General features: G+C 75.0%; 23 protein-coding genes and 1 pseudogene. 5 read left to right on the top strand and 19 right to left on the bottom strand.

All coding sequences use genetic code 11. The features are described from left to right. Positions 1 to 66: 66 nt before the first annotated feature. The 8 genes from ACFT41_RS24245 to ACFT41_RS24210 form a co-directional block, all read right to left on the bottom strand. Positions 67 to 438, bottom strand: coding sequence for a hypothetical protein (locus ACFT41_RS24245; RefSeq protein ID WP_377590422.1), 372 nt, complete (start codon positions 436 to 438; stop codon positions 67 to 69). Between the two features lie 68 nt (positions 439 to 506). After that, complete coding sequence (locus ACFT41_RS24240) at positions 507 to 1,535, bottom strand: hypothetical protein (RefSeq protein ID WP_377590424.1); 1,029 nt, start codon at positions 1,533 to 1,535, stop codon at positions 507 to 509. 59 nt (positions 1,536 to 1,594) lie between these two features. Next, positions 1,595 to 2,098, bottom strand: a complete 504-nt coding sequence (locus tag ACFT41_RS24235; RefSeq protein WP_377590425.1) for a DinB family protein — start codon at positions 2,096 to 2,098, stop codon at positions 1,595 to 1,597. 161 nt (positions 2,099 to 2,259) lie between these two features. Then, on the bottom strand, positions 2,260 to 2,412 hold the full coding sequence (locus tag ACFT41_RS24230; RefSeq protein WP_377590427.1) for a hypothetical protein: 153 nt from the start codon (positions 2,410 to 2,412) through the stop codon (positions 2,260 to 2,262). 55 nt (positions 2,413 to 2,467) lie between these two features. Next, positions 2,468 to 3,097 (bottom strand): hypothetical protein, encoded by a 630-nt coding sequence (locus ACFT41_RS24225; RefSeq protein ID WP_377590429.1) that lies wholly within the window; start codon positions 3,095 to 3,097, stop codon positions 2,468 to 2,470. A gap of 206 nt (positions 3,098 to 3,303) precedes the next feature. Next, entirely contained in the window at positions 3,304 to 4,533 is a 1,230-nt protein-coding gene (locus ACFT41_RS24220; protein WP_377588380.1) for a cellulose binding domain-containing protein, read from the bottom strand. Between the two features lie 87 nt (positions 4,534 to 4,620). Then, positions 4,621 to 5,484 carry an alpha/beta fold hydrolase gene (locus ACFT41_RS24215; protein ID WP_377588379.1) on the bottom strand — a complete coding sequence of 288 codons (864 nt, stop codon included), beginning with the start codon at positions 5,482 to 5,484 and terminating at the stop codon, positions 4,621 to 4,623. A gap of 196 nt (positions 5,485 to 5,680) precedes the next feature. Continuing rightward, entirely contained in the window at positions 5,681 to 6,904 is a 1,224-nt protein-coding gene (locus tag ACFT41_RS24210; protein ID WP_377588378.1) for a globin domain-containing protein, read from the bottom strand. 175 nt (positions 6,905 to 7,079) lie between these two features. Between ACFT41_RS24210 and ACFT41_RS24205 the strand changes: the two genes are divergently transcribed. Beyond that, entirely contained in the window at positions 7,080 to 7,556 is a 477-nt protein-coding gene (locus ACFT41_RS24205) for an RrF2 family transcriptional regulator (protein ID WP_377588377.1), read from the top strand. Positions 7,557 to 7,698: 142 nt separating this feature from the next. Continuing rightward, on the top strand, positions 7,699 to 8,337 hold the full coding sequence (locus ACFT41_RS24200) for a class I SAM-dependent methyltransferase (protein WP_377588376.1): 639 nt from the start codon (positions 7,699 to 7,701) through the stop codon (positions 8,335 to 8,337). 98 nt (positions 8,338 to 8,435) lie between these two features. Here ACFT41_RS24200 and ACFT41_RS24195 read toward each other — a convergent pair whose 3' ends face one another. Next, positions 8,436 to 9,692, bottom strand: coding sequence for a hypothetical protein (locus ACFT41_RS24195; protein ID WP_377588375.1), 1,257 nt, complete (start codon positions 9,690 to 9,692; stop codon positions 8,436 to 8,438). Between the two features lie 331 nt (positions 9,693 to 10,023). Between ACFT41_RS24195 and ACFT41_RS24190 the strand changes: the two genes are divergently transcribed. Continuing rightward, positions 10,024 to 12,123 carry a type IIA DNA topoisomerase subunit B gene (locus ACFT41_RS24190; RefSeq protein ID WP_377588374.1) on the top strand — a complete coding sequence of 700 codons (2,100 nt, stop codon included), beginning with the start codon at positions 10,024 to 10,026 and terminating at the stop codon, positions 12,121 to 12,123. A 50-nt stretch (positions 12,124 to 12,173) separates the two neighbouring features. Beyond that, on the top strand, positions 12,174 to 14,663 hold the full coding sequence (locus ACFT41_RS24185; RefSeq protein WP_377588373.1) for a DNA topoisomerase (ATP-hydrolyzing) subunit A: 2,490 nt from the start codon (positions 12,174 to 12,176) through the stop codon (positions 14,661 to 14,663). A gap of 164 nt (positions 14,664 to 14,827) precedes the next feature. Here the strand turns inward: ACFT41_RS24185 and ACFT41_RS24180 are convergent. Beyond that, positions 14,828 to 14,896: pseudogene (locus ACFT41_RS24180) on the bottom strand (hypothetical protein); the annotation flags it as partial. A 439-nt stretch (positions 14,897 to 15,335) separates the two neighbouring features. Here ACFT41_RS24180 and ACFT41_RS24175 point away from each other — a divergent pair. After that, complete coding sequence (locus ACFT41_RS24175; RefSeq protein WP_377588372.1) at positions 15,336 to 17,351, top strand: hypothetical protein; 2,016 nt, start codon at positions 15,336 to 15,338, stop codon at positions 17,349 to 17,351. Positions 17,352 to 17,372: 21 nt separating this feature from the next. Here the strand turns inward: ACFT41_RS24175 and ACFT41_RS24170 are convergent, their stop codons facing one another. From ACFT41_RS24170 to ACFT41_RS24130, 9 genes are all read right to left on the bottom strand, one after another. Beyond that, entirely contained in the window at positions 17,373 to 18,428 is a 1,056-nt protein-coding gene (locus ACFT41_RS24170) for a PseG/SpsG family protein (RefSeq protein ID WP_377588383.1), read from the bottom strand. Then, positions 18,425 to 19,156: a cytidylyltransferase domain-containing protein gene (locus tag ACFT41_RS24165; protein WP_377588371.1), complete on the bottom strand. Its 732-nt coding sequence runs from the start codon at positions 19,154 to 19,156 to the stop codon at positions 18,425 to 18,427. The genes ACFT41_RS24170 and ACFT41_RS24165 overlap by 4 nt, the downstream gene beginning before the upstream one ends. Further along, positions 19,153 to 21,000: a class I SAM-dependent methyltransferase gene (locus ACFT41_RS24160; protein ID WP_377588370.1), complete on the bottom strand. Its 1,848-nt coding sequence runs from the start codon at positions 20,998 to 21,000 to the stop codon at positions 19,153 to 19,155. The genes ACFT41_RS24165 and ACFT41_RS24160 overlap by 4 nt, the downstream gene beginning before the upstream one ends. After that, complete coding sequence (locus tag ACFT41_RS24155) at positions 20,990 to 21,832, bottom strand: hypothetical protein (RefSeq protein WP_377588369.1); 843 nt, start codon at positions 21,830 to 21,832, stop codon at positions 20,990 to 20,992. Before ACFT41_RS24155 ends, ACFT41_RS24160 begins: the two co-directional genes overlap by 11 nt. 10 nt (positions 21,833 to 21,842) lie before the next feature. Further along, positions 21,843 to 22,991: a DegT/DnrJ/EryC1/StrS family aminotransferase gene (locus tag ACFT41_RS24150; protein WP_377588382.1), complete on the bottom strand. Its 1,149-nt coding sequence runs from the start codon at positions 22,989 to 22,991 to the stop codon at positions 21,843 to 21,845. A 5-nt stretch (positions 22,992 to 22,996) separates the two neighbouring features. After that, on the bottom strand, positions 22,997 to 23,980 hold the full coding sequence (gene pseB, locus ACFT41_RS24145; RefSeq protein ID WP_377588368.1) for a UDP-N-acetylglucosamine 4,6-dehydratase (inverting): 984 nt from the start codon (positions 23,978 to 23,980) through the stop codon (positions 22,997 to 22,999). 194 nt (positions 23,981 to 24,174) lie between these two features. Further along, a complete protein-coding gene (pseI, locus tag ACFT41_RS24140; protein ID WP_377588367.1) occupies positions 24,175 to 25,224 on the bottom strand; it encodes a pseudaminic acid synthase in 1,050 nt (349 codons plus the stop codon). Next, positions 25,221 to 25,748 (bottom strand): GNAT family N-acetyltransferase, encoded by a 528-nt coding sequence (locus ACFT41_RS24135; protein ID WP_377588366.1) that lies wholly within the window; start codon positions 25,746 to 25,748, stop codon positions 25,221 to 25,223. Before ACFT41_RS24135 ends, pseI begins: the two co-directional genes overlap by 4 nt. Then, complete coding sequence (locus ACFT41_RS24130; RefSeq protein ID WP_377588365.1) at positions 25,745 to 26,872, bottom strand: glycosyltransferase family 2 protein; 1,128 nt, start codon at positions 26,870 to 26,872, stop codon at positions 25,745 to 25,747. The genes ACFT41_RS24135 and ACFT41_RS24130 overlap by 4 nt, the downstream gene beginning before the upstream one ends. Positions 26,873 to 26,892: the final 20 nt, after the last annotated feature.

The following is a 26,892-nucleotide window of genomic DNA, read 5'->3' as shown; positions in this document are numbered from 1 at the left end:
GCGTCAAGTTTGATCTCGTCGATGACGCAAACCTCTTGATCACCGAGGCGGGTGGCCGGGGCGCGGTCAGGTCAGGCCGAGGGTGAGGGCGAGGTGGACGAGGGTGGCCGGGGCGTGGGGGGTGCGGGTCACCTGGGCGATCATCTGCCGGGCGGCGGGTCGGTGGCGTAGTTCGGCCGGGGCGGTGCGTTCGGCGTCGCGCAGGACCCGGCCGGCTGCGCGCGGATCATCAGTCTGGAGGTACGCCCGTGCGGCGTCGAGCAGGTGCGCGGCGCGGTGCTCGGCAGGTAGCCACCGCCAGGCGTCCCGCCGGATGGTCTTCTCGTGCCAGGCGACCGCGTCGCGGGCCGCGCCCCGCTCGACGGCTGCGGCGGCGCGGGCCAGGTCGACCGCCGTGGGCCCGAACGCCGTCCACTGATGGTCGTGGCCCTCGCCCACCCGTACCGCCAGGTCGGCGGCCTCGCTCGACCCCCTCGGCGCGCTCGGTCACCTCGACCGGCTGCACGTCACGTCCCAGCAGCACCGAAGCGTCGACGCGCAGGGCGGCAGCGAGTTCCTGGAGGGTGGACACCTTGTCCAGGGCGCGGACACCCCGCTCGACCTTGTCCACCCGGGCTGGGCGTGCCCGGGGCGCGCTGCCCGGTCGACGCCGTGCCGGGCCGGCCGGCCGCCGGGGTGGCTGGCACGGATGGGTCGGCCGGGGCGGGGCGGCCGGCCGGCGCCGAGGGGGTTCCCGGCAGCGACGGGGTCGCCGGCACCGAGGGGTTCCCGGGCGACGCTGGAGATCCCGGCGGAGGAACCACCGGTAGCGAGGGGGCGGCCGGCGCCCGGCCGGGCCGCCCATCCGGCCCGCCGTCGACGCCCGGTCGGCCCGTCGGCATCGGCGTCGGCGTCGCGGCGGCCGGGCTGACCGCCTCGACCGCCTCGGCGCACCAGCCCGCCACGCGGTCCCGGCCACCGGCGGTCGACACGAGATCGGCGTAGCGCGGCTCGGCCAGGGCCCGGTCCGCCGTGGCCTCGGCGTGCAGGCTGTGGCAGAGCACGACCATTGGGGCCGGCGGGACCCGGGGATCGCGGGTGCCTCCGGGCGAGCCGGCGGTCCGCCCCGTCGACCGGCTCGGCGAGGGTTGCCCGCTCGCCGGTGCCGCCGCGCGCTCGTCCGCCCCATCCAGCGGCTGGGGCAGCGCGCCGTGGGCGGCGGCGAGCGCGGCCCCGCCGGTGGCGGCGACGGCCAGCGCCGCGAGAGCGGCCTTCGCGCTCGACAGGCCGGCGAGGAGCGTGGGCCGGGCACGGACCGCAGGGACCGGCGGGGCCGACCCGGCGCGGGCCAAACGGTAGGCGTGCAGGGCCGCGCCCTCGCCGCGCAGCTCGTCGGAGCGTGGGGCGGCGCGGACCGCCGCCAGGAGCCGGACCAGCGGCTCCGGGCTGCCCTGGGGGTGGCTGACGGAGCCGCCGGCAGAGCCACTGACGGGACCGCCGAAGGGGCCGGCGAAGAGGCGCTCGACGGTCTCCTGGTCCATCCGGTGTGCGTTCATCTCGTGTCCCTCAGCGCCGTCGGGCGCGCGGGCGTCACATCGCCACCGGACGGGCCAGCTCAGCCCATCGTCTTCGCGCCGTCGATGGCCTCGCGGAGGATGTCGGCGTGCCCGGCGTGCTGGGACGTCTCGGCGATCACGTGCAGCAGCACCCGGCGCACCGACCAGCTCGCCCCGGGCTCGAACCAGGGGGCGACCGGCAGCGGGTGGGCGGCGTCCAGGTCGAGCGTGGCGACCAGCTCGTCGGTCGTCGAGGCCACCCGGGCATAGCGGTCGAGCAGAGCGGCCAGGGTGTCGTCGCCCATCCGGAACCCGTCGGACCAGTCCGCCGGGTCGGCCCGCATCGCCTCGGCGCCGTCGACGGCGAACCGCAGCCACGTCTGCTCGATGAGGGCGACGTGTTTGATCAGGCCGCCGAGGCAGAGCTCGCTGACGGTGCTGCGCAGCGTCGCCTGCGCGTCGGTGAGGCCGTCCACGGTCTTGCGCAGGAACCCACGCTGCTGGCGCAGGGCCTGCAACAGGTCGGCCCGCTCACCGGTGCGGAGCTGCTCGGGGTTGGTCATGCCACCGTCCTTCCTGGTCACGTCCCGACCAACCTATGCAGACCCACCGACACTTCCCGCCACGCCCGACCTCCGGGGTGGCCGACACCCGCTCCGGTTGCCGATCCGCCCGGGCGCGCTCCACGGATCCACATGGATGGGATCGGGGCGGACAGGTCGTACTACGCGGTGCCCGCGCCGGAGAGCACCGCCGGCTGGGTGGCCGCCACCCCGCCCGAGGGCCCGCCCCGGTCTCCGCCGGGCGTCGATGCGTTCCTGCTGGCCGTGGCCACCTCGCTGGTCGGTGTGCGGTGGCGACACCGGGTGCCCCGCATGCGCGCCGCTCCTGCCTCGTCGTGGCCGGCGGGGCAGGAGCGGCGCGGCGGGCGGTCAGCGACCGGACATGGCCATCTGGCGCTTGGCCGCGCCCATCGCCGCCACCTTGCCGATCGTCTTCGGCGCGCTCGCCAGCCCGCCGACCCGGCCGATCATCCCCCGGAACACCTGGCCGGGCTTCTGCTGCTCGCTCATGTAGGCGGTGACCACCACCAGCGCGCCGGTGAGCGCCGGGATGGTCCACTGGAGCAGCCTCATCTGCCGCTGGCAGGAGGCGACGTCGGCCGGCGTCTGCGGGTTCGGCTCGGTCGTCCCCTCGACCGACGGGCCGCCGGCCCGTTGCAGCCGCATGCCGAGCAGCCGGCTGTAGCCGGTGACCGCCAGCGCGCCGACCGTGAGGGCCGTCTTCACCGCGCTCATCCGGCCCACCCCGGACTGGGCGAGCATCCGGGGGCTCTCGGTCGCCAGCTCGCCGACCGCGCCGGCCAGATGGGCCCCGATCGCCGCCGCGTTGACCGGCGTCCACCTGGACCACCCCGCGGCGGCCACCGGGAGCCGCTGGGTCGAGTCGTTGATCTGCGTCGCCGCGCCGTTGACGCCGAGCGCCCCCATCAGCGAGCCGCCGAACCAGGCGGCGAGGCCGAGGTCGTGCATCGAGCGCAGGGCGGTGTGTCGTTCGGACATCTGATCCCCTTCCAACCGTACGGGCGCAGCGGCATACCCACCGATCGCGCGACTACGCACCGGGACCGGACGAACTGGTGTGGTGGGGGGCCTCGGCCGGTCCCGGCGGTCGGGCGCGACGCGAGGGGACGGTGGGACCGGTGGGGAACAGGGGGGCGGGGCGGGCCCGGGAGGGTGGTCCCGGGCCCGCCGCGCACGAGGGGCTGTCAGTAGCCGTAGCGGCTCTTGAGGTGGCGCCACCAGTCGCGGAGCATCCACGCGTCGAAGTCGGTGATGGAGGAGGCGCTGCCCGCCTTCATCAGGAACCCGCCGACGCCGGTCGGGGTCCAGTCGTAGAAGTCGTCCAGGCCGAAGGTGTGCCCGATCTCGTGCAGCAGGATGTGGATGTTGTCGGAGTTGAGGTTGGACATGAAGTACTCACGCCCGATCCGCTGCCCCCAGTCGCCGCCCGCGCCGCCGCCGAAGCCGTCGGTCAGCCACAGCGACTGGTCGTAGTGGTGGCTCGCGCCGCCGGGGCAGTTCGGGTACTGGCCGTTCTGGTTGAAGAACCGGCCGCACGGCTCCGAGCACTGCGGGGCGTTCTCGTTGATGTTGTTGACGTAGATGTCGACCGAGTTGTCGGACCACTGGAGTTGGTTGCGGTCGCGCACGGCCCAGCCGACCACCTTGATCGGTACGTCGTTGTACGGCCAGCCGTTGTGGCCGGCCATGACGCTCAGCCACTTCCTGTACTGCCGGGCGAGCGTGGCGTGGACCTGGTCGCGCTGCGCGGCGGTGACGGTGGCGCTGGAGTCCCACCGGACGCAGAAGTTGAGGTAGCCGCGGTTGGCGAAGACCTGGTCCCAGCCGTAGTTGCGGAAGCCGTACAGGTTGTTGTACGTGCTCTCCTGGTGCGCCCACACCTCGTTGAGCGGGGTGACCAGGTTGGCCGGCGGGTTCCACCCGGTGCTGGGCGGGGCGGTGGTGGGCGGCGTCGTCGGTGCCGGGGTGGTCGGCGCGGGAGTGGTGGGGCCGGGCGCGCCGGTGCAGGTCACCCCGTTGACGGCGAACGAGGTGGGGGCCGGGTTGCTGCCGGTCCAGGAGCCGTTGAAGCCGAACGTCGTGCCGCCGCCGGTGGGCAGGTTGCCGTTGTAGCCGACGTTCGTCGCGGTGACCCGGGTGCCGCTCTGCGTCGCGGTCGCGTTCCACGCCTGGGTGACGGTCTGGCCGGCCGTGAAGGACCAGGTCAGCGTCCAACCGGTGAGGGGGTCGCCGAGGTTGGTCACGGTGACGTTCGCGCCGAAGCCACCCGACCACTGGTTGGTGACCTGGTAGTCGACCCGGCAGCCGCTGGCCGCGGCCTGGGCGCCGGTGACCACGAGGGTGGCTCCGGCGGTACTGGTCAGGGCTGCGACGGCGGCGACTACGAGCCGCGCGCGTGTTCTGGACGGTGTCATGGGGCATCCTCCACGCAGGCCCGGGTGACAACCGGCATTGCGCACCAGGAGGGCTTTGATTGTTGTGAATATAAATTAACCTGGATGTCATGCCCCTGGCAAGTCGGCCGCCCACGCCGCCACCCGGGCGGCCACGGGCCCGCTGGCGCGTACCCAGGTGAAGTGGTCCAGGGGGGTGCCCGCCTGCGCCGCCGTGAGGTGCTCGCGCACGACGGCGGCCGCGGCGAGCTTGCCGCAGAGGTGGTCCAGCGTGGCGTGCGGGGTGTACTGGTCGTCGTCGACGCTCACCGCGAGGACCGGGACGTCCAGCGTGCGCAGCGCCGCCTCGACGTCCACCCCGTCCAGGGCGGGGAAGCGGCCGGTGCGGGCGGTGCTCGCCCAGTCCCGGATCACCCCGCGCGCCTGCCGGCCGCCGAACCCCCACCCCGGCCAGACGCCGAGCAGTCGGGCTGTCGCGGCGATCCCCTGGGTGTACGGCAGCACCCCGAACCGGCGCGGGCCCGGGTAGTGACGCCAGTAGGGGACGCCGACGGCGACCAGGGCCAGCCCGTCCACCGCGTCCGTGCCGTGCAGGGCCAGGTGCAGCAGGGCGGCCTGGCCGCCGAGGGAGTGCCCGAGCAGGATCGTGGGCCGACCGTCCAGCCGGGGCTTCAGCGCCGCCAGCACCGCGCCCACGTCGGCGGCCAGGTCGGCGTAGCCGTACCGGCAGGCGCGGCTCGGCGCAGGCGTGCTCTCCCCGGTCCCGCGCAGGTCGGCGACGACCACGGCGAGGCCGGCGGCCCGCAGGTGCGCGGCGAAGGGCCGGTAGTAGCGGGCGCGGACCCCCATGGCGGGCCAGATCACCACGACCGGGGCGCCGGGAGCCCCGTCGGGCTCGGGGTACACCTGCACCCCGAGCCGGGCCCCGTCGACGTCGACGTACTCCTGCGTGTACTCCCCGGGCGCGCTCACCGGCCCAGCCTACGGCTGTAAGCTACCGGCGGGTAGCTTGGGGTGTCCAGGTGTCCAGGTGTCCGGGTGTCCGGGTGTCCGGGTGTCCGGGTGTCCGGCCCCGGCGGCGGTCAGGCCATCGCCGGGGCCGGCCCTGTGGTCGGCGAGTCCGCGTCGGGTCTCCGTGGCGGACAGTCGGCGTCGGGCTTCCTCGCGGTCAGTCCGCGTCGCGGAGCATGCCGGGGCCGAAGACCTCGTAGGCGATCCGGTCGCTCGGGAAGCCCCGGCGCAGCAGGCCGCCCCGGACCTGGTTCATGAACGGCAGCGGTCCGCAGAGGTGGACGTGGGCGTCGGCGGCGAGCGGGATCAGCTCCGGGTCGACGCGCCCCGGACTGACCCGCACGGGCAGCTCGGTGAGGACACCGTCGGCGCCGTCGGGGTCCTCGTACCAGAGCGCGGTCCGCAGGTTGGGCAGGGCGTGGTGCAGCCGGGGCAGCTCGTCGCGCAGCGCGTGCGCGGCGCCGGCCCGGTCGGCGTGCACCAGCGTCACCGGGCGCTGCGGCGCGGTGACCGCCAGGTGCTCCAGCGCGGACATCGCCGGGGTGAGCCCGATGCCGGCGCTGACCAGCACCAGCGGCCCGTCCCCCGGGACCGCGCTGACCTCACCGAAGGGCGGGCTCAGCCGCAGCGTGTCGCCCACGGCGACCCGGTCGTGCAGGAAGGTGGAGACCGTCCCGTCGGGCGCGCCGGCCACCCCGCGTACCCGCTTGACGGTGATCCGCCAGCGGGCGGCTCCGGGCCGGCCGGAGAGGCTGTACTGGCGGATCTGCCGGCCCCGATCGCCGTCGAGGTCCACGGCGACGGAGACGTACTGGCCGGGGACGAAGCCGGGCACCGGGCCACCGTCGGCCGGCTCCAGGCCGAAGGAGGCCACGTCGGCGGTCTCCCGGACCCGCTCGACCACCCGCCAGGCCCGCCAGACCGGCTCGCCCTCGGCGACCCCGGCGCCCTGGTAGAGCCGGGCCTCCCGGGCCACCAGCCCGCAGGCCAGCAGCCAGTACGTCTCGTCCCACGCCGCGAGGACCTCCGGGGTGACCGCGTCGCCGAGCACCTCGCCGACGGCCGCGAGCAGGTGCCGTCCCACGATGGTGTACTGGGCCGGGGCGATGCCGAGCGAGGCGTGCTTGTGCGCGATCCGGTCCAGGATCGGCCCCCACGGCACGTCGCTGGCGCCGACCAGATGCTCCGCGTACGCGACGACGGCGGCGGCCAGCGCGGCCTGCTGCGCCCCGGTGGCCTGGTTGCCCCGGTCGAACAGGTTCAGCAGCTCCGGGTGGGCGGCGAACATCCGCTGGTAGAACCGGCTGGTGATCGCCGCGCCGTGCGCCTGCACCGCGGGCAGGGTCGCCCGTACCACTGCTGCCGAAGATTCCGTGAGCACGCTTCCTCCTGCGGTTGGGCCGGCTTCGTCCGCCGGGCTCCCGATGCGCCCAATAAACAGGAGTCTGAGATTCCTCTTCAGGGTCGAAGGTCCCGGGTCGGGGGTCGTCCGGATCACAGTGGGCACCGGCCTTCCGGCCCGTGCCGCGGCCGGGCCAGCTGGCTAGGGTCGGTGCGTGAAGCTCAACCGGTCCACCGACATGGCGCTGCGCATCGCCATGCTGGCCGCCGTCACCCCGGCGCGCACGACGGTGGACGAGCTCGCCGAGCGGCTCGCGCTGCCCCGCAGCCACGTCGCCAAGGTCGTCCAGCGGTTGCAGCGCCTCGGGGTGCTGGTGACCATCCGGGGTCGCTCGGGTGGGGTGGCCATCGCCGAGGCGGCCGGCGACCTCACCGTGGGCGCCGTCGTCCGCGCCTTCGAGGGCGACGACGAGGTGGTCTCCTGCGAGCAGCCCGCCTGCCCGCTGGCCGCGGGCTGCCGGCTGCGGGGGCAGTTGCGCCGCGCGCAGGCCGCGTTCCTCGCCGTGCTCGACGAGATGCGGCTGGGTGACCTGGTCGACGGCCCGGCGGGCCCGCTGCTGCTCGCCCTCGGCCCCCGGCCGGCCCCGCCGTCGGCCGGCGGCGTCCCGGCGGGGCGCCCCGCCGCCGGGTGACCCGCAGCGGCCCGCCCGCCTGCCCCGTGCTCTGCCTGCCTGCCCCTCGGCCCGCCCGCCCGTCCGCCCCCGGCCTGTCCGCCCCTCAGCCGGCCCGCCCGTCGGCGGGTGGCTACGCTCTTCGTAGCGAGAGGAGGATGCGGTGTCCGGCGTCTCTCATCCGGTCTTCGCCCGGCTCTACCGGCGGGCCACCGACACGATGGACCGGGCCGGGGTCGGCGCGCACCGCACTCGGCTCGCGGCCGGCCTGCGCGGCCGGGTGATCGAGGTGGGGGCCGGCAACGGCCGGGCCTTCGCGCACTACCCGCCGGCGGTGACCGCCGTGCTCGCCGTCGAGCCGGAACCCCGACTGCGCCGGGCCGCCCGGGAGGCCGCCGCCGCCGCGCCGGTGCCGGTCACCGTGGCGGCCGGACTGGCCGAGGCGCTGCCCGTCGCCGACGGTCGCGCCGACGCCGTCATGTTCTCCCTGGTGCTCTGCTCGGTGCCCGACCAGGCCGCCGCGCTGCGCGAGGCCCACCGGGTGCTGCGCCCCGGTGGGCAACTGCGCTTCTTCGAGCACGTACGCGCCGAGCGGCCCGGCGCGCTGCGCCGGGCGCAGCGCCTCGTCGACGCCACCTGCTGGCCGCTGGTCTGTGGCGGCTGCCACACGGGGCGGGACACCGTCGCCGCGATCGAGGCGGCCGGTTTCACGCTCACCGTTCTGGACCGGTTCCGCTTTCCCGACATCCCGGTGCCGATGCCGCCCTCCCCGCACGTCCTCGGCACCGCGCTCCGGGCGTAGCCCCCTCGCCGGCGGCGCGCTGCGGAACCTCGAGACTGCGGTCAAGAAGGGGCCCCTGCTGTACCGAACGCGTTCACAAGGGGCCCCTCCTTGCACTCTCAGCTGACCGTGATCGTGCCGTTGCCCGCCCGGACGCAGGTGACCGCCCGGGTGGCCGTGCCGGCCGCGCCGGTCAGGCAGCGCCCCAGCGCCTTGTGCCCGGCCACGTTCGGGTGCCACGACTCCTGGCAGGTCTGGAAGTACGACACGCAGGTGTTGGCGATCCGCTGGATGTCGATCTTGTCCTTGCCGGCGAGGCTGGTCACGAAGCTGCCGCTCGGGCCGTCCATCAGCCGGATCGGCGTGGCGAGCGCGCCCGACGGGCTGGTCGGCTGCTCGCAGAGCCGGGCGCCGTCGAACGCCCGCTGCACGTTCAGGTAGACCAGGTCATCGGCCGGGAACTCGCTGGCCAGGGTGTCGCGCACCGACCGGACCAGGGTGCCCAGGCCGGTGGAGAAGCGGTGCCCGGGTGCCAGGCTCGCGCGGTGGATCGGGCAGCCGGCCGCGTACCGCTCGGCACCCAGCTCACGGAACTTGTCCCGGTCGTCGGCCCGACCGTCCTCCTCCCAGTAGTTCGAGGCGAGGTCGAACGGCAACGGGTTGGTGTAGTCCTGGAACACGACCCGGTGCTGGCCGTCGGCGTCGATCTGGTCGAGGGTGGCGAGGAGCTGCCGTACGGCCGCCGTGGTCTCCGCCGTGGCCGCGCTGACCTGCGCCGCGGTGGCCAGGTCGGCGTCGGTGCACGGCTCCTGCGGCACCGGCCCACCCAGGTACGCCCAGAACTCCCACCAGCCGGTCCACGCGTCGGCGATGAACCGGTTGGCGCACTTCTCCGCCACGCTGCCGAAGGTGTACGAGCTGTTGTTCGAGCCGAGGCCGACCAGCACCAGGTCGATGTCGTGGGTCTGGCCGACGGCGCGGAGCTGGTCGAGCTGCGAGGCCACCGAGCGGCCCTTGGCCCGGTTGACCGAGGCCCCGGCGATGTCGTACGGCTGGCCGCCCGAGCAGGCCAGGTTGAACCGGTCGGTGATGCCCGGCAGGTCTGCCTGGAACAGCGACGCGTTGGGGGAGCGGTGGCAGAAGTAGGCGTTGCTGTTCGGCGCGTCCCAGCCGGGGAAGCCCTGGCTGACGCCGTTGACGTCCACGACGGGTGAGTACGACCCGGCCCCCTCGCCGCTGATGAAGCTGTCACCGAGCGCCACGGCCGCGGTGGGGAGGCCGGCCACCGCCGGGGCGGCCGGCGCGACGGCGGTCGACAGCGCCGCCGCTGCGACGGTCAGCACCGCCGCGAACGCGGTACGACGGAACACGGACATGCGCGTCCTCCATCCATCCATGGAAATATGAAAGTTTCTACGAGACGGTGATCACATCACGGGCGCGTGACGGGCGTCAACGGCCGGTCACCGGAGGACGGGGCGGGGCAGGGGTCGCCCGGCCTGATCGGGGCCGGCGGGCGGCCGGCGTACCGTCGGGGGCGGGATGAACCGCGGGCCGGGCGGCGTTGACGCCCGGTGCCGGGGCCGGTGGGCCCGCCGGTTCGACGGCCGCACCGGTGCCGGCGCGGCCCGAGGTGCGGGGTGCCGGCGTCCTGTCCCACCTCCCGGTTAGGCTCGCTGCGGCGCGCCGCGCGAGGTGATCGAGCCGGTGAGCGGCACCACCACCGCCGAGACCTGGGAGTACGACCAGTTGACCGCACAGCCTGAGACGCTCTACGGGGCCGACGACCTGACGCACCTCGAGGGGCTGGACGCCGTCCGCAAGCGCCCCGGTATGTACATCGGCTCGACCGACAGCCGTGGCGTGGGTCACCTCGTCAACGAGATCCTCGACAACTCCACCGACGAGGGTGTCGCGGGTCACGCCACGCGCGTCGAGGTGATCCTGCACGCCGACGGCTCGGTGCAGGTCGACGACGACGGCCGGGGCATCCCCACCGACGTGCACGCCAAGTCCGGCATCTCCGGCGTCGAGCTGGTGCTGACCCGGTTGCACGCCGGCGGCAAGTTCGGCGGCTCCGGCTACAAGACCTCCGGCGGCCTGCACGGCGTCGGCGCGTCCGCCGTCAACGCCCTCTCCCGGCGCTTCGACGTCACGGTGCGGCGGAGCGGCAAGGTGCACGCCATGTCGTTCCGGCACGGTGTGCCCGGCGTCTTCGCCGGCACCGGCCCCGACGACGCCTTCACCCCCGGCCCCGGCCTCCAGGTCGTCGGCGCGATGAAGCGCGGCCAGCGCACCGGCACCTCGATCCGCTACTGGCACGACGCCCGCTACTTCGAGACCGCCGCCACGCTCGACGCCGAGGCGGTCCGGCTCAAGCTGCGCAACACCGCGTTCCTGGTCCCCGGCGTGAGCTACCTGCTGCGCGACGAGACCGGCGAGGAGCCGGTCGAGGAGACCTTCCACTTCCCCAACGGCCTCACCGACATGGTCGACTTCCTCGCCCCGGCAGGCGACCGGCCCGTCTCCGGCACGCTGCTGGTCACCGGCGAGGGCACCTACCGGGAGAACGCCGCCGACGCCAACGGCGTCATGCAGTCAAACGTGCAGCGGCGGGCCGAGGTCGAGATCGCGTTCCGCTGGGGCACCGGCTACGACCGCACCGTCGAGTGCTTCACCAACACCATCCGCAACGCCCACGGCGGCACCCATCGCAAGGGCTTCGAGCGGGCCCTGGCCCGCACCCTCGCCGAGGCGGCCCGCTCCGCCCGGGGCCTGCTGCGGCCCAAGGAGGACGCGCCCACCCTGGACGACGTCCTGGAGGGCATGACGGCCGTGGTGCACGTGCGGATCCCCGAGCCGCAGTTCACTTCGCAGACCAAGGACGAGCTGTCCACCGCCGGCATCACGAAGGTGCTCCAGGGGTTGGTGGAGGCGCACGTCAAGGCGTGGCTGGAGGACCGCCGCACCAAGGCCGAGGCCCGCACGGTGCTCCAGAAGATCGTCGACGCGGCCCGGGTCCGGCTCACGCAGAAGCAGCAGAAGGACGCGGCCCGCCGCAAGACCGCCCTGGAGGGCGCGTCGATGCCGCCGAAGCTGGTCGACTGCCGTGCGTCAGGCATCGACAGAAGTGAGTTGTTCATCGTGGAGGGAGACAGCGCCTTGGGGACGGGGCGACTTGCCCGATCCGCCGAATACCAGGCGCTTCTCCCGATCCGCGGCAAGATCCTCAACGTGCAGAAGGCCAACCTCCAGCAGGTGCTGGACAACGCCGAGTGCGCCGCGATCGTCCAGGTGCTCGGTGCCGGCTCCGGCCGCACCTTCGACCTGTCGTCGATGCGGTACGGCCGGGTGCTGATCATGGCTGACGCCGACGTGGACGGCGCGCACATCCGTACCCTGCTGATCACTCTGTTCGCCCGGTACATGCGACCGCTGATCGAGGCCGGCCGGCTCTACGCCGCGATGCCGCCCCTGCACAAGATCACCACCAGGGGGCGCAACCCGCAGACGATCTACACGTACACCCAGGCCGAGATGGAGGCGACGGTCCGCAAGCTGGAGAAGGCCGGCCGGCAGATCGTCACCCCGATCCCCCGGTTCAAGGGCCTCGGCGAGATGGACGCCGACGAGCTGTGGGAGACCACGATGAACCCGGCCACCCGGGCGGTCCGCCGGATCACCCTCGACGACGTCGACGCCGCCGAGCGGATCCTGGAGCTGCTGATGGGGGAGAAGGTCGAGCCGCGCCGCAACTGGCTGATCGAGTCCGCCGACCGGGTCGACCGGGACGCGATCGACGCATGAGGACCACCCACCCGCGCCCGACCGTGGCCCGCCGAGGAGAGAGCTGAACCATGGCACGCCGTAAGAACACCGGTCCCCGGGCGGACCTGGCCGCCTTCGACCAGGCCGGCGCGCGGGTCTTCGACAACCCGCTGGTCACCGAGGTCTCCGACTCCTACCTGGAGTACGCGTTCTCGGTCATCCACTCCCGCGCCCTGCCCGATGCCCGCGACGGCCTCAAGCCCGTGCACCGGCGCATCCTCTACTCGATGCACGAGGCGGGGCACCGCCCCGACCGGGCGCACGTGAAGTCGGCCCGGGTGGTCGGCGACGTGATGGGCCGCTACCACCCGCACGGCGACACCGCGATCTACGACGCGATGGTCCGGCTTGCCCAGGACTTCTCGCTGAACGTCCCACTCATCGACGGGCATGGAAATTTCGGGAGCCCGGACGACGGCCCGGCCGCCGCGCGCTACACCGAAGCTCGGATGTCCCACGAGGCGATGCTGCTCGTCGGCGAGCTGGGCGAGGACACGGTCGACGTCGAGCCGAACTACGACGGCTCGCTCACCCAGCCGACGGTGCTGCCGGCGGCGTTCCCCAACCTGCTGGTCAACGGCGCGTCCGGGATCGCGGTCGGGATGGCGACCAACATGATCCCGCACAACCTGGCCGAGGTCGTCTCCGCCGCCCGGTGGCTGATCAACCACCCGGACGCCGACCTGGACAAGCTGATGGAGTTCGTCCCCGGGCCCGACCTGCCGACCGGCGGCGTGCTGCTCGGCCTCGACGAGGTGCGGCGGGCGTACGAGACGGGGCGCGGCGTGGTGCGGATGCGCGGCCGGGTGGAGATCGGCCACCTGGAGGGCAGCCGGGGCCGGCAGGCCATCACCGTGGTCGAGCTGCCCTACGGCGTGGGTGCCGAGAAGGTCATCGCCGCGATCACCAACGAGGTCAACAAGACCAAGCGGCTCACCGGCATCGCCGACGTCAAGGACCTCACCGACCGCGAGAACGGCACCCGCCTGGTCGTCGAGTGCAAGGTCGGGGTCAACCCGCAGGCGCTGCTGGCCGACCTCTACCGGCTCACCCCGCTGGAGCAGTCGTTCGGCGTGAACAACCTCGTCCTCGTCGACGGGCAGCCGCGGACCCTGGGGCTCAAGGCGCTGCTGGAGGTCTTCCTGCGGCACCGCTACGACGTGGTGACCCGGCGCAGCGCCTATCGGCGGCGCAAGCGGCAGGAGCGGCTGCACCTGGTCGACGGCCTGCTGATCGCCCTGCTCGACATCGACAAGGTGGTCCGGCTGATCCGGGGCAGCGACGACGCCCAGGCCGCCAAGGACGGCCTGATGCGCCAGTTCAAGCTCTCGGACATCCAGGCCGGCTACATCCTGGACACTCCGCTGCGCCGGCTGACCAAGTTCGACCGGATCGAGCTGGAGGCCGAGCAGGAGCAGCTGCGCAAGGAGATCGCCCAGCTCTCCACCATTCTCGACGACGAGAAGGTGCTGCGGAAGGTCGTCTCCGACGAGCTGGCCGCCGTGGTGAAGAAGTTCGGCACCGAGCGGCGCACCACGCTGGTCGACGGTGACCTGAAGGAGGTGCTGGCCGCGTCCGCGCCGGCCGGCCCGCTGGAGGTGGCCGACGACCCGTGCCAGGTGATCCTCTCCGCCACCGGGCTCGTCGCCCGCACCGCGGCCGAGTCGGAGGAGGCGTCCGAGGGGCGTCGGCGCAGCGGCCGGGTCAAGCACGACGCCGTACGCGCGCTCGTGCACTCCACGGCCCGGGGCCGGGTGCTGCTGGTGACCAGCGCCGGCCGGGCGTTCAAGATCGACGTGTTGCCGCTGCCGGTGCTGCCGGAACAGGCCGGCACGGTGTCGCTGCGCGGCGGCATGTCCGCCGCCGAGCTGGTGCCGCTGGAGCCGGGGGAGTCGGTGGTGGGGCTGGCCCCGCTCGGCGTGACGGGTGAGGGCTCGCCGGGGCTGGCGCTGGGCACGCGGCAGGGCATGGTGAAGGTGTGCGCCCCGGAGTGGCCGGTCCGCTCCGACGAGTTCGAGGTCATCGGGCTGCGCGAGGGCGACGAGGTGGTCGGGGCGACCTGGCTCGCCGACGGTGCGGAGACGCTGGCGTTCGTCTCCTCCGAGGCGTCGCTGCTGCGCTTTCCGGCGTCGGTGGTGCGCCCGCAGGGGACGAAGGGCGGCGGCATGGCCGGCATCAACCTGCCGGCGGGGGCACGGGTGGTCTTCTTCGGCGTGGTCCGGGAGGACGATCCGTCCCACGGCGAGCCGATGGTGGTGACGTCCACCGGCGCGACGGTGAAGGTGACGCCGTTCGGGGCGTACCCGGCGAAGGGGCGGGCGACCGGCGGGGTGCGCGCGCAGCGGTTCCTCAAGGGCGAGACGGACCTGGTGGTGGCGTGGATCGGCCCCCGGCCGGTCGGCGCGACGGCGACCGGCGACCCCGTGGAGCTGCCGCCGGCGGACCCGCGCCGCGACGGCAGCGGCTTCGCGGTGATGCTGGGCCCGACGGTCATCGGCCACCAGATCGAGCGCGACTGACCCGGCGCATGCCGTGGCAGGTCGCCGGGCGGCGGCGGTGCCCAGGGCGGTGCCGTTGAAGGAGAGGCCGACGGCGGCAGGGCGGCGCCGGCCACGACGATGCCGCCGAGGTACGACGGCAGCCGGTTACCGGTGATAACCAGGAAGAGCAGGGTGCCGACGCCGGAGAAGAACAGCGTGGTGGCCGGCGGGAAACCGGTGATCAGCGGCACGGTGAAGGTGGCGCCGAACATCGCCACCACGTGCTGCACGCCGACGCCGAGGGGGAGCGTGCTGCGGGGCGGAGGACCCTGGAAGTCGCTTCTGGCAGAGGGATCGGTGCCTGGCGCGCGGCCCCCAGCGCTCGTGCGCGCGTCGAGTCGCTCGTGTCCGGCGGCGGGTGTCCGCGCCCCGGCCGTAACCGGGGGTTCCTCGCGTTGCCTACGGAGCTGCCCCGGATGTGCGCCCAGAGCCGGCCCGGCGCTCCGGCGTTGGCGGTAGCACAAACGGGGCAGCTCCCTAGGGGCCGAGACTGATGCGCTCGCCCGGGGCAGGCCGGCATCACGCCCCGGCGGGCGGAACTGGACGCTGACCCGGGGCCCGACCGGGCGACGGGCGTACCGTAACCCACCGGTCACCTGCCGCACACGTGGGCGTCGCCGCCCGTCGCCGGGCCGGGCCTAGCGTGGTCGGGTGCGGAGTCAGCTCACCACCGTCGCCTCGGCCGGACCACCGGAGCCGCTGCCCGGCCGCTGCCCGGCCCGCCCGCCCCGCCCGGCCAGCCTCGCCCGCCAGCCCCGCCCGGCCAGCCAGCCCCGCCCTGCCCTCCGGCTGGTGGGCTGGGTCGCCGCCGCGTGGGTCGGGACCCTGCTGGCGTACGCGGCGGGGCTGGCCGGGCTGCTCCCGCTGGTGCTGCTCGGGCTGACGGCCGGGCTGCTGCCGGGCGGCCGGACCCTGCTGGACCGGCTGGTGCTGGCCGGCGCGCTGCTGGCCGGCGCGACGTGCGCGGCCGGGCTGATCTTCTCCGCCTGGCCGTGGGGGCTGCACCCGGTCCCGGTGGCGGGTACCGCGCTGACGGTCCTGCTCGGGATCGCGGCGGCCACGGGTCGCCGACCCCGGTTGCCCCGCCCCGCCGCCGTCGACCTGCTGCCGGTGGGCGCGGCGCTGCTGGCCGCCGCCGCCATGGCGTGGCCGTACCTGCGCGCCGGTGACCTCGCCGGCCGCCTCGCGTACGCGATGACCGGCGAGGACAACAGCCGGCATCTGGCCACGGTGGAGGGGATCCGGGCCGTCGGCGGATACCTGTTCACCGACCCGCAGGCGGCGGCGCGGATCGCCCCGGAGGGGATGGTCTGGTATCCGCAGGGCTTCCACCTCACCGCCGCGCTGCTGGACACCTTCCTGCGCTCCTCGACGTCCCCCGCCGGGCCGGCCAGCGCCCTCGGCCACTACCTCGGCTGGTCGGTCGGGGCGTGGGGGCTGCTGGTGCTCGCCGTGGCGTGGGCGGCGAACCGGCTCGCCGGCCGGCAGCTCGACCTGCCCCGCGCGCTCGCCCTGACCGGCGCGGTCACGGCCGCCTGCCTCGGCTCCGAACTGGCCCGTTTCGTCGTGTACGGCTATCCCGGCGAGAGCCTCGGGTTGGCGGCGACGGTGCTGCTGGTGGCGCTGACCTGCCGCCCGGTGACCCGCACCGGAACCCAGGTGGCCGTGGTCGGCGCGCTGTGCGTGACGGTCGGTTTCGCGTACCTGATGTTCCTGCCGGTGGTCGCGGCGCTGGTGGCGGCGTGGCTGGTCCGCGACCGGCGGCGGCTGCGTCGCCGCCCGGTGGTGCTGGCGGTGGTGGCGCTCGTGGCGGCGGTGCTGACGCCGCTGCCGGCCGTCGCCGGCCTGCTGCGCACCGACCAGGCCGACAACGTGGCCACCGGCGGCGGGGTGTTCCCCCGCTACGACGCGTTCCTGGCCCTCGTGGGCCTGGTCGTCGCGGGCCTGGTCGTCGGCCGGCGGCTGCCGGTGTGGCGGCGCTACGCGGGCGCGCTCACCGCGGCGGGCCTGTTCGCGGCCGGCTTCCTGCTCTACTTCCGGGCGCTGGGCACCGACCCGCGCTACTACTACGGCAAGACCCTGCACCTGCTGCTGGCGGTGCTGCTCGTCGGCGTGGGCGCGCTGGCCCTGCTGCTGCCGCCACCGTGGCGGCCGGCACCCGGCCCCCGCTCCGGCGGCCACGGCCGGCGGGTCGGCGCGCGGTGGGCGGTGGCGGTCGCGGTGGTGCTGGCCTGCGCCGGGGCGGCCGGGCTGCCGCGCGGCACCGGGGTCTTCGCCCAGCCGTTCCCCGACGGGTCCAGCACCTGGGCGGCGGCCTGGTGGTCGGGGTCGCTGTCCCGCCCGCGCCCGGCCGCCCTGACGGTCCGCGTGCTGGCCCGGCCGCCGGCCGCGCCGGGCACCGTGACGGTGGTGGTCAGCGACCGCCGCCGCGAGGGCTACCTGGTGACCCTCTTCGCCTCCACCCTCCAGGGCGCGGCCGGGTCGGCGGGCCCGGCCGTGTACCGGCTACCGCTGGCCGAGCCGGCCCGCAGCGCCGCTGTGGTGGCGGCGGTGCCGGGGCGGATCCGCTTCCTGGCCGTCGACGCGGCGGCGGCCCGGGTCGTCGAGGACCTGCTCGCCGCCCGCCCCGAGCTGCGCGCCCGGGTCACCCTGGAGCGGCTGCCCTGAGGGGCGGCGTTCCCTGAGCGGCTAGCTGCGGCTGGGCGTGGCGACGAGGGCGAGCACCGCGTCGGCGACCCGGGCCCGGCCCTGCCCGTCGACCGTGGCCCAGGCGCGGGCGGCCAGGGCGGCCCGGCGCTCGGGGGAGTCGAGCAGGGCGCGCAGCGTCCGCGCGGCCCCGGCCCGGGCCGCCCGGCCGGGCAGCCCGGCGGCGGCCAGCGCGGGCAGCTCGCCGAGGCCGGCCACGAGCCCCGATTCCACCACCCGGCGGTACGACTCGCGCTGGTTGTCCACCACGCACACCAGCGCGGCGGGCGCGCCGAGGCAGCACAGCTCCCAGGTGGACGTGCCGGCCGCGCTGACCACCAGGTCGGCGGCTGTGACCAGGGCGGGCAGGCCGTCGGTGGGCCCGACGGGCCGCAGCGCCTGCCCCCGGCCGGGGGTGAGCGCCGCCAGCTCCGCCTCGACGTCGGCGCGGCCGACGACCACGGTCAGGTCCATCGGGTGCCCGGTGGCCAGCAGCACCCGGGCCAGCACCGGGGCGGCCCCGAACGCGTCGGTGCCGCCGAAGAAGGCGAGCACCCGGGGCCGGGCCGTCGGCGTCGCGGGGCGGGGCGCCGCCGGCCGCGCGGCCACCACCGCGTCGCGCAGCAGCGGGTACGCCGTCCCGGCGAGCAGCCGGCCGGGCAGCGGCCCGTGCGCCGCGCCCAGGTTCTGGTCCAGGTACACGTCGGCGTCCTGCCCCCGGGTGTCGCCGTCGACGACGGCGAGGGTCACCACCCCCGCCGCGCGCAGTGCCCCCGCCCCGGCCGGGTCCAGCTCGTACGAGTCGAGAACCACCACGTCGAGGCCGTGCCGGCGGGCCGCCGCGACGAGGTCGGCGGGGCGCTCCGGGCCGGGGTGCAGCGGGATGCCCCGGTCGGCGAGCTGCCGGCCCGCCCAGCCGACCCCCTCGACGGTGCCGAAGAACTCGACCCGGTGGCCCCGGGCGAGGAACTCCTCGGCCAGGGCGAGGCAGCGCACCAGGTGCCCGACCCCCCGGGTGGGCCCGGCGTCGCAGCGGACCCCGACGCGTACCGTGCTCAGGACTCCTCCAAGCGCTTCTGCCGCACCGAGGCGTTCAGGGCGCACAGGCCCGGTTGGCCCGCCAGCCAGTCGGCGAGCTTCGCCAGCGGGACGCTGACGTCGCCGAAGTGGTCGGTCACCGCCCGCACCAGCGCCCAGTCCTGCTCGGTGTCGAGGGTGAGCCGCAGGGCCGACCGGTCAGGGGTGAGCGTCACCCCGAGCACCCGGAACAGCTCCGGATGGGTGTACGCGTACGAGGTTACGTGCACCCGGTGGTGGTCGGTGGCGATGCGGTGCAGCGTACGCAGCGTGTCGGCCCGGATGATCTCCACGTCCAGCCCGCGCGGCAGCGTACGGGCGATCGACGTGCTCGCGTAGTCCAGCCCCGGCACGGCCCGGTACACGTCGGCGACCAGCCGGACGATCTCCGGGTCGAGCAGCGGGCAGTCGGCGGTGAACCGCATGACCGCGTCGCCGGGGTGCGCGTCGAGCGCGCCGACGAACCGGTCGAGCACGTCGTCGACGGGGCCCCGGTGGCAGGCCACGCCGAGCCGGGCGCACTCGGTGACGACCTCGTCGTCGACGGCGTCGGTGCTGGTGGCGACCACCAGGTCGGCGAGCACCCCGCCGTCGGCGGCGGCCCGGACCACCCGACCGAGCACCGAGCGCCCGGCCAACGGCCGCAGCACCTTGCCGGGCAGCCGGGACGAGCCCATCCGGGCCTGCACGATCCCCACGATCCGCGTCACTGCTGCTCCTGTTCGCCGCGCCGGGGCGCGAGCGCGTCCTTGGCCCGTCGCTTGGCCGCTCGGGCACCCCGCTTGGCCAGCCGCGCCGGGGTGATCGCCAGCCGGCCGACCCGGTAGCTGAGCGAGCCGCTGAGCAGGTTGATGGTCGCCTCGGCCCGGCGCAGCGCCCGCTCCCGGGAGGTGAGCAGCTCCTCCGTCCAGCGCAGCAGGGCCGTCAGCCGGGTCAGCTCGTCCTTCTGCCGCAGCCACGCCTCGCGCAGCTGCTGGTGGCTGTCCAGGCCGGCGGGGGGCGCGATGGGCTCGACCGCGCGCAGCTCGTCGGCGAGGGCGACGCGGTCGGCTCCGTCGAGCCCGCGCAGCGCGGCGGTGACGGCCACCTCCGCGTCGACGGCGGCCGTCACCGTCGCCCGGTCCAGGTCGCGACCGGCGGTGCCGGCCAGCACCACGGTCAGCCCGGCCACGTCGAGGGTGGACGACCAGGGATGGGCGTACCCGCCGGTGGCCAGGGCCCCGGCGAACCGCCACAGGCCCCGGGCCAGCGTCACGTCCACCGGCCACGGGTCGCTGGCCCGCCAGCTCGGGTCGAGCACCGCGAACCCCGGGGAGGCCCCGGCGTCGGCGAGCACGACGTTGTCGAGGCTGGCCAGGGCCGTCGCGCCGGTGAGCCGGCCGGCGTCGTCGGCGTGCGCGTCGAGCCAGGCCGCGTACCCGCGCAGCAGCCGGCGCAGGGCGGCCAGGTCGCGGCGCAGGCAGGCGTCGAGCAGCACGGTGCGCAGCAGCCGCCCCTCGGGCACCGGGCCGGTGAGCACGGCCGGGTCCCGCCAGGCCGCCGCCCGGGTGGCGAACGGGGCGTCCGTGGCCGCCGCGACCGGGCCCGGCACCCGCCGCCGCCAGCCGTCCGCCGCCGCCACCTCCACCACGCCGATCCCGGGCGGCCCGGTCTGCACCCACAGCACCGGCAGCCCGCCGGCGCCGGTCCCGGCGGCCGGCGTGGTGGCGGTCGCCGATGCGTCGCCCGCGTCGCGGTGGGCCAGCACCAGCCAGCCCGGGGCGAGCGCGGCGCCCAGCCCGGCGTGCAACGCGTCGACCGCGAGCCGGGCCGGGTCCTGGAGCACGGGGCGGTCGACGCGATCCGGCACGTACGCGCCGTGCAGCGCCGCGTCCAGCAGCCCGCTGCCGGGGCGCGCGGCCAGCGCCCCGGCGTCGACCAGCACGGTGGGCGCGGCCGGTTCGGGGTACGCGGCGAAGCAGCCACCGGGGCGCAGCCCCGCCCCGGCCAGGCGCTCCCGCAGCTGGTCCAGGTTGGCGGGGCGGCCGGCGTCCAGCGCCCCGCCGATCGTCCAGTCGGCGTCGTCACGCCCGGCGTACCAGGGGGCGGCACCGACCATCCGGGGCAGCCCGACCGGGTTGTCCAGCCGCAGCAGCAGGGTCCCGCCCGGGGCGAGCACGGCGGCGAGCCGGCGCAGCAGCCCGTCCCAGCCGACCGGGGTCCCCTCCACCGACTCCACCGCGTCCAGGCCGGCGGCGGCGATCACCACGTCGAACGTCTCGTCGGCCGGCAGCCCTCCCGGGCCGCCGACGACCACCCGCACGGGCCGGTCGTCGGCGAGCGCCGACCCGTCGGGCCAGCTGCGCAGCAGGCAGGTGACCTCGGCGTGGGCCAGCCGGTCGACCAGTTCGGGGTCGTGCGGCCCGGCCAGCAGCACCCGCGCGCCGACCGGCACGACCCGGGCGGCGAGCGCCGCGAGGGGCCCGCCGCCGGGCAGCCGCCGGGCGGGCAGGTCCGACCAGGCCAGCATCTCCCCGCCGGGCAGGGCGATCCGGGGCGACGTGTCAGTGGTCAACGGGTTCCTCCTGGAGGGTCGCCCAACCCAGCAGCTCGCGCAGCTCGGCCGGCGTACAACGGTGGTCGGTGCCCAGTTCGGCGCGGGCGATCTCGACCGCGGTCGGCAGGTGCACCGACTCGCCGTGCAGGTCCGGCCATTGGCGGCGGATGCGGGCGGTGCCGCCGAACGTCGGGTCCTCGTCGGCGAGGATCATCGGGTCGCCGTAGACGGCAGGCTCGCAGCCGGCCGCGATGCCGTAGAAGATGGCGCTGGTCAGCCGGTTGGACGCCACCCGGCGGTGCCGGCGCAGCTCGGTGAGCTGCTTGTCGAGGAAGAGCGGGTCGGTGTCCTTCCACCAGTGGCCCCGGTAGCCGTGGCAGATCACCCGGAAGCCGGCCTGCTCGTAGAGGCGGCGGACCCGGCGCATGCCGTACTCGTGCCAGTAGAGGCAGACGGTGACCGGGCCCGGCTCGGTGGCGCGGATGCGGGCGATCAGCTCCCGGTGGTCGCCGCGCACGTGCTGGCCCTCCCAGCCGTGGAACGGGTACCAGATGGTCCCCTCCCGCTGCGGCTCCGGCGGGTCATCGGCGCGCAGCGCCAGCAGGTAGGCGAACGGCGCGCCGGTCACCACGACGTTGCGCCGCCCCACCGACCAGGCCCGCCGCCGGGTCTGCTCCGACCACAGCAGGCTCGGGGTGCCCTCGACGTACGGGTGGCCGGGGGCCAGGCCGTCGCCGATGTTCCAGCCGTGCTGGACGTACCCGTTGATCCGGGGCGGGTGCCGGTCGCCGAGGCCGCAGTAGCGGGCCAACACGTGCGCGTGGCCGTAGAAGTGGTTCGCGTGGTGCATCCCGGTCCCCTCAGGCGGCGGCGCGCGCCGGGGCGGCGTGCAGGGCGGCGGCCAGGGCGTCGACGACGCGTTCCTGGTCGGCGTCGGTGAGGTCGGGAAACAGCGGCAGGGACAACTGCTCGGCGTAGAACCCCTCGGCGACCGGGCAGGAGCCGCGCCGGTAGCCCAGGTCCGCGAACGCCGGGTGCCAGTGCACGGGCACGTAGTTGACCTGCACGCCGATGCCGGCGGCCCGCATCGCGTCGTACACGGCGCGGCGGCGGCCCTCGTGCACCCGGATCGGGTACAGGTGCCAGGCCGGCTCGGCCCAGGACCGCCGGCCGGGGACAGACATGCCGGGCAGGCCGGCGAGGGCCTCGTCGTACCGGGCGACCAGTTCGGCGCGGCGGGCCAGGAAGCGGGGCAGCCGGCGCAGCTGGCTGCGGCCCAGCGCGCAGAGCACGTCGGGCAGCCGGTAGTTGAGCCCGAACTCGTGCACCTCCTGGTGCCAGCCGCCCTCGTCGGGCCAGCGCTGCGCGGCGCGGTCCCGCACGAGGCCGTGGTTGCGGAACCGGCGGGCCCGCTCCAGCAGGGCCGGGCTGACGGCGGCGACGGCCCCGCCCTCGGCGGTGGTGAGGTTCTTCGTCGGGAAGAACGAGAACGTGGTCAGGTCGGCGAGCGACCCGACCGGCCGGCCGTGGTAGGCCGCGCCGATCGAGTGGGCGGCGTCGGCGAGCAGCAACGCGTCCGCGCCGCCCATCGCCGCGCGCAGCGCGTCGTAGTCGGCGGGGTGGCCGGCGTAGTCGACCGCCGCCACCACCTTCGTCCGGCCGGTCAGCGCCGCGCCGACCGCCACCGGGTCCAGGGTGTACGTCTCCGGCTCCACGTCGGCGAAGACGATCTTCGCGCCGAGGGCCACGGCGGTGCTGGCGGTCGCCGCGAACGTCATCGGCGGCACGACCACCTCGTCGCCGGGGCCGACGCCGGCCGCCGCGTACGCCGCGTGCAGGGCGGCGGTGCCGTTGGACACGGCTGCGCAGCCCACTCCGCCGGTCCAGCTCGCCAGGTCCGCCTCGAACGCGTCGACCTGCGGGCCGGTGGTGAGCCAGTCGCTGCGCAGCGCGGCGACCACGGCGGCGACGTCGTCGTCGGTGACGGACTGCCGCCCGTACGGGAGCATCGCCATCACGCGGCGATGCCGAGCATGTCGCGCAGCTGCTCCACGCCGAGCCACTCGTCGTTGCTGTCCGACTGGTAGGCGAACCCGTCCGGCACCGGCTCGCAGTGTGCCGGCGGCTGGTAGCCCCAGGTGGCGATGGTCGGCTGCACGATGAACCGGTCGGGGGTGCGCAGGGTCCGGCGGCTGTCGTCCGGGGCGATCATCTCCTCGTGCAGCTTCTCGCCGGGCCGGATGCCGATCTCGTGGGTGGTGGCGTCCGGGGCGACGGCCTCGACCAGATCGAGGATGCGCATGCTCGGGATGCGCGGGACGAACAGCTCGCCGCCCTGCATCTGGTCGAACGAGTCCATGACGAACTGGACGGCCTGGTCCAGGGTGATCCAGAACCGGGTCATCCGCTTGTCGGTGACCGGCAGGCTCTTCCCCTCGGCGGCGAGCCGGCGGAACAGCGGCACCACCGAGCCCCGGCTGCCCACCACGTTGCCGTAGCGCACCACGGCGAAGCGGGTCGGGTGGTGGGCGGCGTAGTGGTTCGCCGAGACGAACAGCTTGTCGCCGACCAGCTTCGTCGCGCCGTACAGGTTGATCGGGCTGGACGCCTTGTCGGTGGAGAGCGCGATGACCTTCTTCACCCCGGTCTCGATGGCCGCGTCGACGACGTGCTGCGAGCCGGTGATGTTGGTGGCGATGAACTCCGACGGGTTGTACTCGGCGGTGTCCACCTGCTTGAGCGCGGCGGCGTGCACGACGTGATCGACGCCGTGCATGGCCCGGGTGAGCCGGTGGCGGTCCCGGATGTCGCCGATGAACCAGCGCAGCCGGGGGTCGTCGCCGAGCTGCTGGCGCAGCTCGTACTGCTTGAGCTCGTCGCGGGAGAACACCACCACCCGAGCCGGGTCGGCCTCGGTCAGGACGTGCCGCAGGAAGGTGCGGCCGAAGGACCCGGTGCCCCCGGTGATCAGAATGGAGGACCCATTCAACTCGCTCAACTGGTGCTCCCAAGGTCGGTTGATCTCTCGGCCGGGGACGGTTCCGGCCGGCGGACGGATCGTGACGCTAAGCCGGCAGAGTTAACGGCCCCACGCCGGACGGTGAACGGGCGCGACGCGGACGGTGAATGCGTCATGCCCGTCCCGCGTCGGCGGCGGGCCGCAAGGTGAACGGGAGGTGTCGGCCGGCACCGTCAGATCAGGTCCCAGCCCAGCGCGGTGCCCCGGGGCACGTCCCGGCGGAACGTGCGGCCCAGCACCCGGTCGAGGTCGGCCGGGGGCAGGCCGCCGGCCGGCCGGATCGACCGGACGTTGTCCCGGGTCACCGCCTCGCCCGCGCGGACGTCGGCAACCACGTACAGCGACCGGCGGAACCGCAGCCCCTCCCGCTCGGTGGGCGTCGGGCCGATGGTGGTGGCGCCCAGCGCCGCCCAGGCCCGCTCGGACTCGACGCGCAGGTCGGCCAGCTCCGTCGGCTCCAGCGAGAAGTCCGAGTCCACCCCGCCGTCGGCGCGGCGCAGCGTCACGTGCTTCTCGATCAGGCAGGCACCCAGCGCCACCGCCGCCACCGGCACCCCGATGCCGGGGGTGTGATCGGAGATCCCGACCGGCACGCCGAACGTGTCGGCCAGCACCGGCAGCCGGCGCAGGTTGCTGTCCTGCGGCGGGGCCGGGTACGACGCGGTGCAGGCCAGCAGCACGATGCCGCCGGCGCCGCCGTCGCGGGCGGCGGTCACCGCGGCGTCGATCTCGCCGACCGTGGCCATGCCGGTGGAGATGACCATCGGCTTGCCGGTGGCGGCCACCAGTCGGATCAGCGGCAGGTCGACCAGCTCCGACGAGGCGATCTTGTACGCCGGGGTGTCCAGCTCCTCCAGCAGCTCCACGGCCGTGTGGTCGAACGGTGACGAGAAGACCGTCAGGCCGTGCCGGCGGGCCCGCTCGAAGATCGGCCCGTGCCACTCGTAAGGCGTGTGCGCCCGCTCGAAGAGCTGGTAGAGCCGCTCGCCGCCCCACAGTTCGTGGCCGCCGGAGATGCGGAACTCCGGCGCGTCCACGTCGATGGTGAGCGTGTCCGGGGTGTACGTCTGGAGTTTGAGCGCGTGCGCGCCGCTGGCCGCCACCGCGTCCACGATCGCCAGCGCCCGGTCGAGGCTGCCGTTGTGGTTGCCGGACATCTCGGCGACCACGAAGGGCCGCTCGCCGGTGCCCACCGCGTGCGGGCCGATCTTGACTGTCGTCATGCTCCCCTGCTCAATTCCGTCCACACCACCTGGTGCGGCGTGCCGTCGACGTCCCGCTCGTAGCGGCGGACGATCGTGAATCCGAAGCGCCGGTGCAGCGCCAGCACCGGCCGGTTGGTGGCCAGCGTCTCTCCGCCGAGGGTGCGCGCGCCGAGAGTGTCGAACGCGTACGCGATCGCCGCCTGCTCCAGCGACAGCCAGGCCGGCATGAGCGCCCGCTGCGCGTCCAGCCCCTCGACGTCGAGGTAGAAGCCCCAGGTCAATGCCTTGTCCGGGCTGGTCACGCCGGAGAAGGTCACCACGCCGCAGGGCTGGCCGAGGTGCTCGTGCACCAGCACCCGCCGGTCCGGGTCGGTGCGTACGCCCGCCCACCAGGCGGCGTGCTCGGCCGGGCCGATCTCGTGCCGGGTGAGGCTGACCTCGCGGACCTGCGGGTGGTTGCGCCAGCGCAGGATCGTCGCCAGGTCGGCGTCGCCAGCCGGGCGCAGCGCGGCACCGGCCCGGGTGGCGGCGGTCCCGCTCATCCCCGGCCCGCCATGGCGGTGCCCTGGTCCGCGTCCGACGGCGGGGCGGCGGCGGTGTGCGGCCCGGCCGTGTCGGGGGCCGCGGCCTCGGCGGGCGGCGCCGGCCGCAGCGAGCCGGTCAGCCGGTGTGCCCGGCGCAACGTCTTGTACGCGAGGTAGCTGTCCCGGGCGACGAGGCGGTGCTTCAGCCCGGCCACCCCGCCCGGCCGCGCGTATCCGTCCGAGGGCAGGTAGCGGCGGTAGTGCTCGGCGACCCGGCGGAAGAACCCCCGCCGCAGCCTCGGGTGCACCCGGCCGTCGTTGCCCACCACCACGAGATAGTGGTTGATCATCAGGCCGAACAGGTCCGTGCGGATCCAGTCCTCGGTGACGTGCTCGTCCACCCACTGCTGGAGGCGCTCGTACTGGACGAACGCGTCGAAGTGCCGGCCGCTGCGGGTGGAGGTGATCGCGCCGAGGCGACCCTGGCGGTAGTGGTAGCAGACCCGGTCCAGCACCGCGATCCGGTCCGCGCCGATGAGCAGCGGATGGCTGAACGGGATGTCCTCGTACCAGCCGGGGTGGAAGCGCAGCTCCAGCTCGTCGAGGAAGTCCCGGCGGACCACCTTGTTCCACGCGGTGTGCTGCACCCGCAGCAGCTCGGGCCGGTCGGCCAGCCGGACGCACCCGTCGACCCCGCGCAGCAGGTGGCTGCTCGCGTCGACCTCCAGCCGGCCGCCCTCGTGCACCCGCAGGTGGTCCACCAGCAGCACGTCCGGCTCGTCGCGGCGCAGCCGATCCAGCACCACGGGCAGGGCGCCCGGGGGCAGCCAGTCGTCGCTGTCGACGAACCAGACGTACCGGCCGGTCGCCACCTCCAGCCCCGCGTTGCGGGCCAGGCCCAGCCCGACGTTGCGGGTCAGGGAGACGACCCGCACCTGGGGCCGCCCGGCCGCGTACGAGCGCAGCATCTCCCCGCACCGGTCCGGGGAGGCGTCGTCGACGGCGACCAGCTCGACGGCGTCGGCGTCCCCGGCGGGCAGGCCGCCGAGGATCGACTCCAGGCACTGGTACAGGTACGCCTCGACGCCGTGCACGGGGACGACGATGCTCAGCAGTGGGCTCCGCGTCGGCTCATTGACCACGCCCGACACCTTCGACCGCC

Source organism: Micromonospora sp. NPDC057141 (assembly GCF_042670805.1).
In the GTDB taxonomy this organism is placed as follows: Bacteria; Actinomycetota; Actinomycetes; order Mycobacteriales; family Micromonosporaceae; genus Micromonospora.
Note: the sequence above shows the minus strand (reverse complement) of the source record. Positions and strands in the feature narration are given on the sequence as shown.

What these genes read in the sequence shown, in the direction of transcription:
- ACFT41_RS24240 (WP_377590424.1), bottom strand. Translation starts at nt 1,535, where the DNA reads ATGAACGCACACCGGATGGACCAGGAGACCGTCGAGCGCCTCTTCGCC.
- ACFT41_RS24235 (WP_377590425.1), bottom strand. Translation starts at nt 2,098, where the DNA reads ATGACCAACCCCGAGCAGCTCCGCACCGGTGAGCGGGCCGACCTGTTG.
- ACFT41_RS24230 (WP_377590427.1), bottom strand. Translation starts at nt 2,412, where the DNA reads ATGCGGGGCACCCGGTGTCGCCACCGCACACCGACCAGCGAGGTGGCC.
- ACFT41_RS24225 (WP_377590429.1), bottom strand. Translation starts at nt 3,097, where the DNA reads ATGTCCGAACGACACACCGCCCTGCGCTCGATGCACGACCTCGGCCTC.
- ACFT41_RS24220 (WP_377588380.1), bottom strand. Translation starts at nt 4,533, where the DNA reads ATGACACCGTCCAGAACACGCGCGCGGCTCGTAGTCGCCGCCGTCGCA.
- ACFT41_RS24195 (WP_377588375.1), bottom strand. Translation starts at nt 9,692, where the DNA reads ATGTCCGTGTTCCGTCGTACCGCGTTCGCGGCGGTGCTGACCGTCGCA.
- ACFT41_RS24185 (WP_377588373.1), top strand. Translation starts at nt 12,174, where the DNA reads ATGGCACGCCGTAAGAACACCGGTCCCCGGGCGGACCTGGCCGCCTTC.
- ACFT41_RS24155 (WP_377588369.1), bottom strand. Translation starts at nt 21,832, where the DNA reads ATGCACCACGCGAACCACTTCTACGGCCACGCGCACGTGTTGGCCCGC.
- ACFT41_RS24150 (WP_377588382.1), bottom strand. Translation starts at nt 22,991, where the DNA reads ATGCTCCCGTACGGGCGGCAGTCCGTCACCGACGACGACGTCGCCGCC.
- pseI (WP_377588367.1), bottom strand. Translation starts at nt 25,224, where the DNA reads ATGACGACAGTCAAGATCGGCCCGCACGCGGTGGGCACCGGCGAGCGG.
- ACFT41_RS24135 (WP_377588366.1), bottom strand. Translation starts at nt 25,748, where the DNA reads ATGAGCGGGACCGCCGCCACCCGGGCCGGTGCCGCGCTGCGCCCGGCT.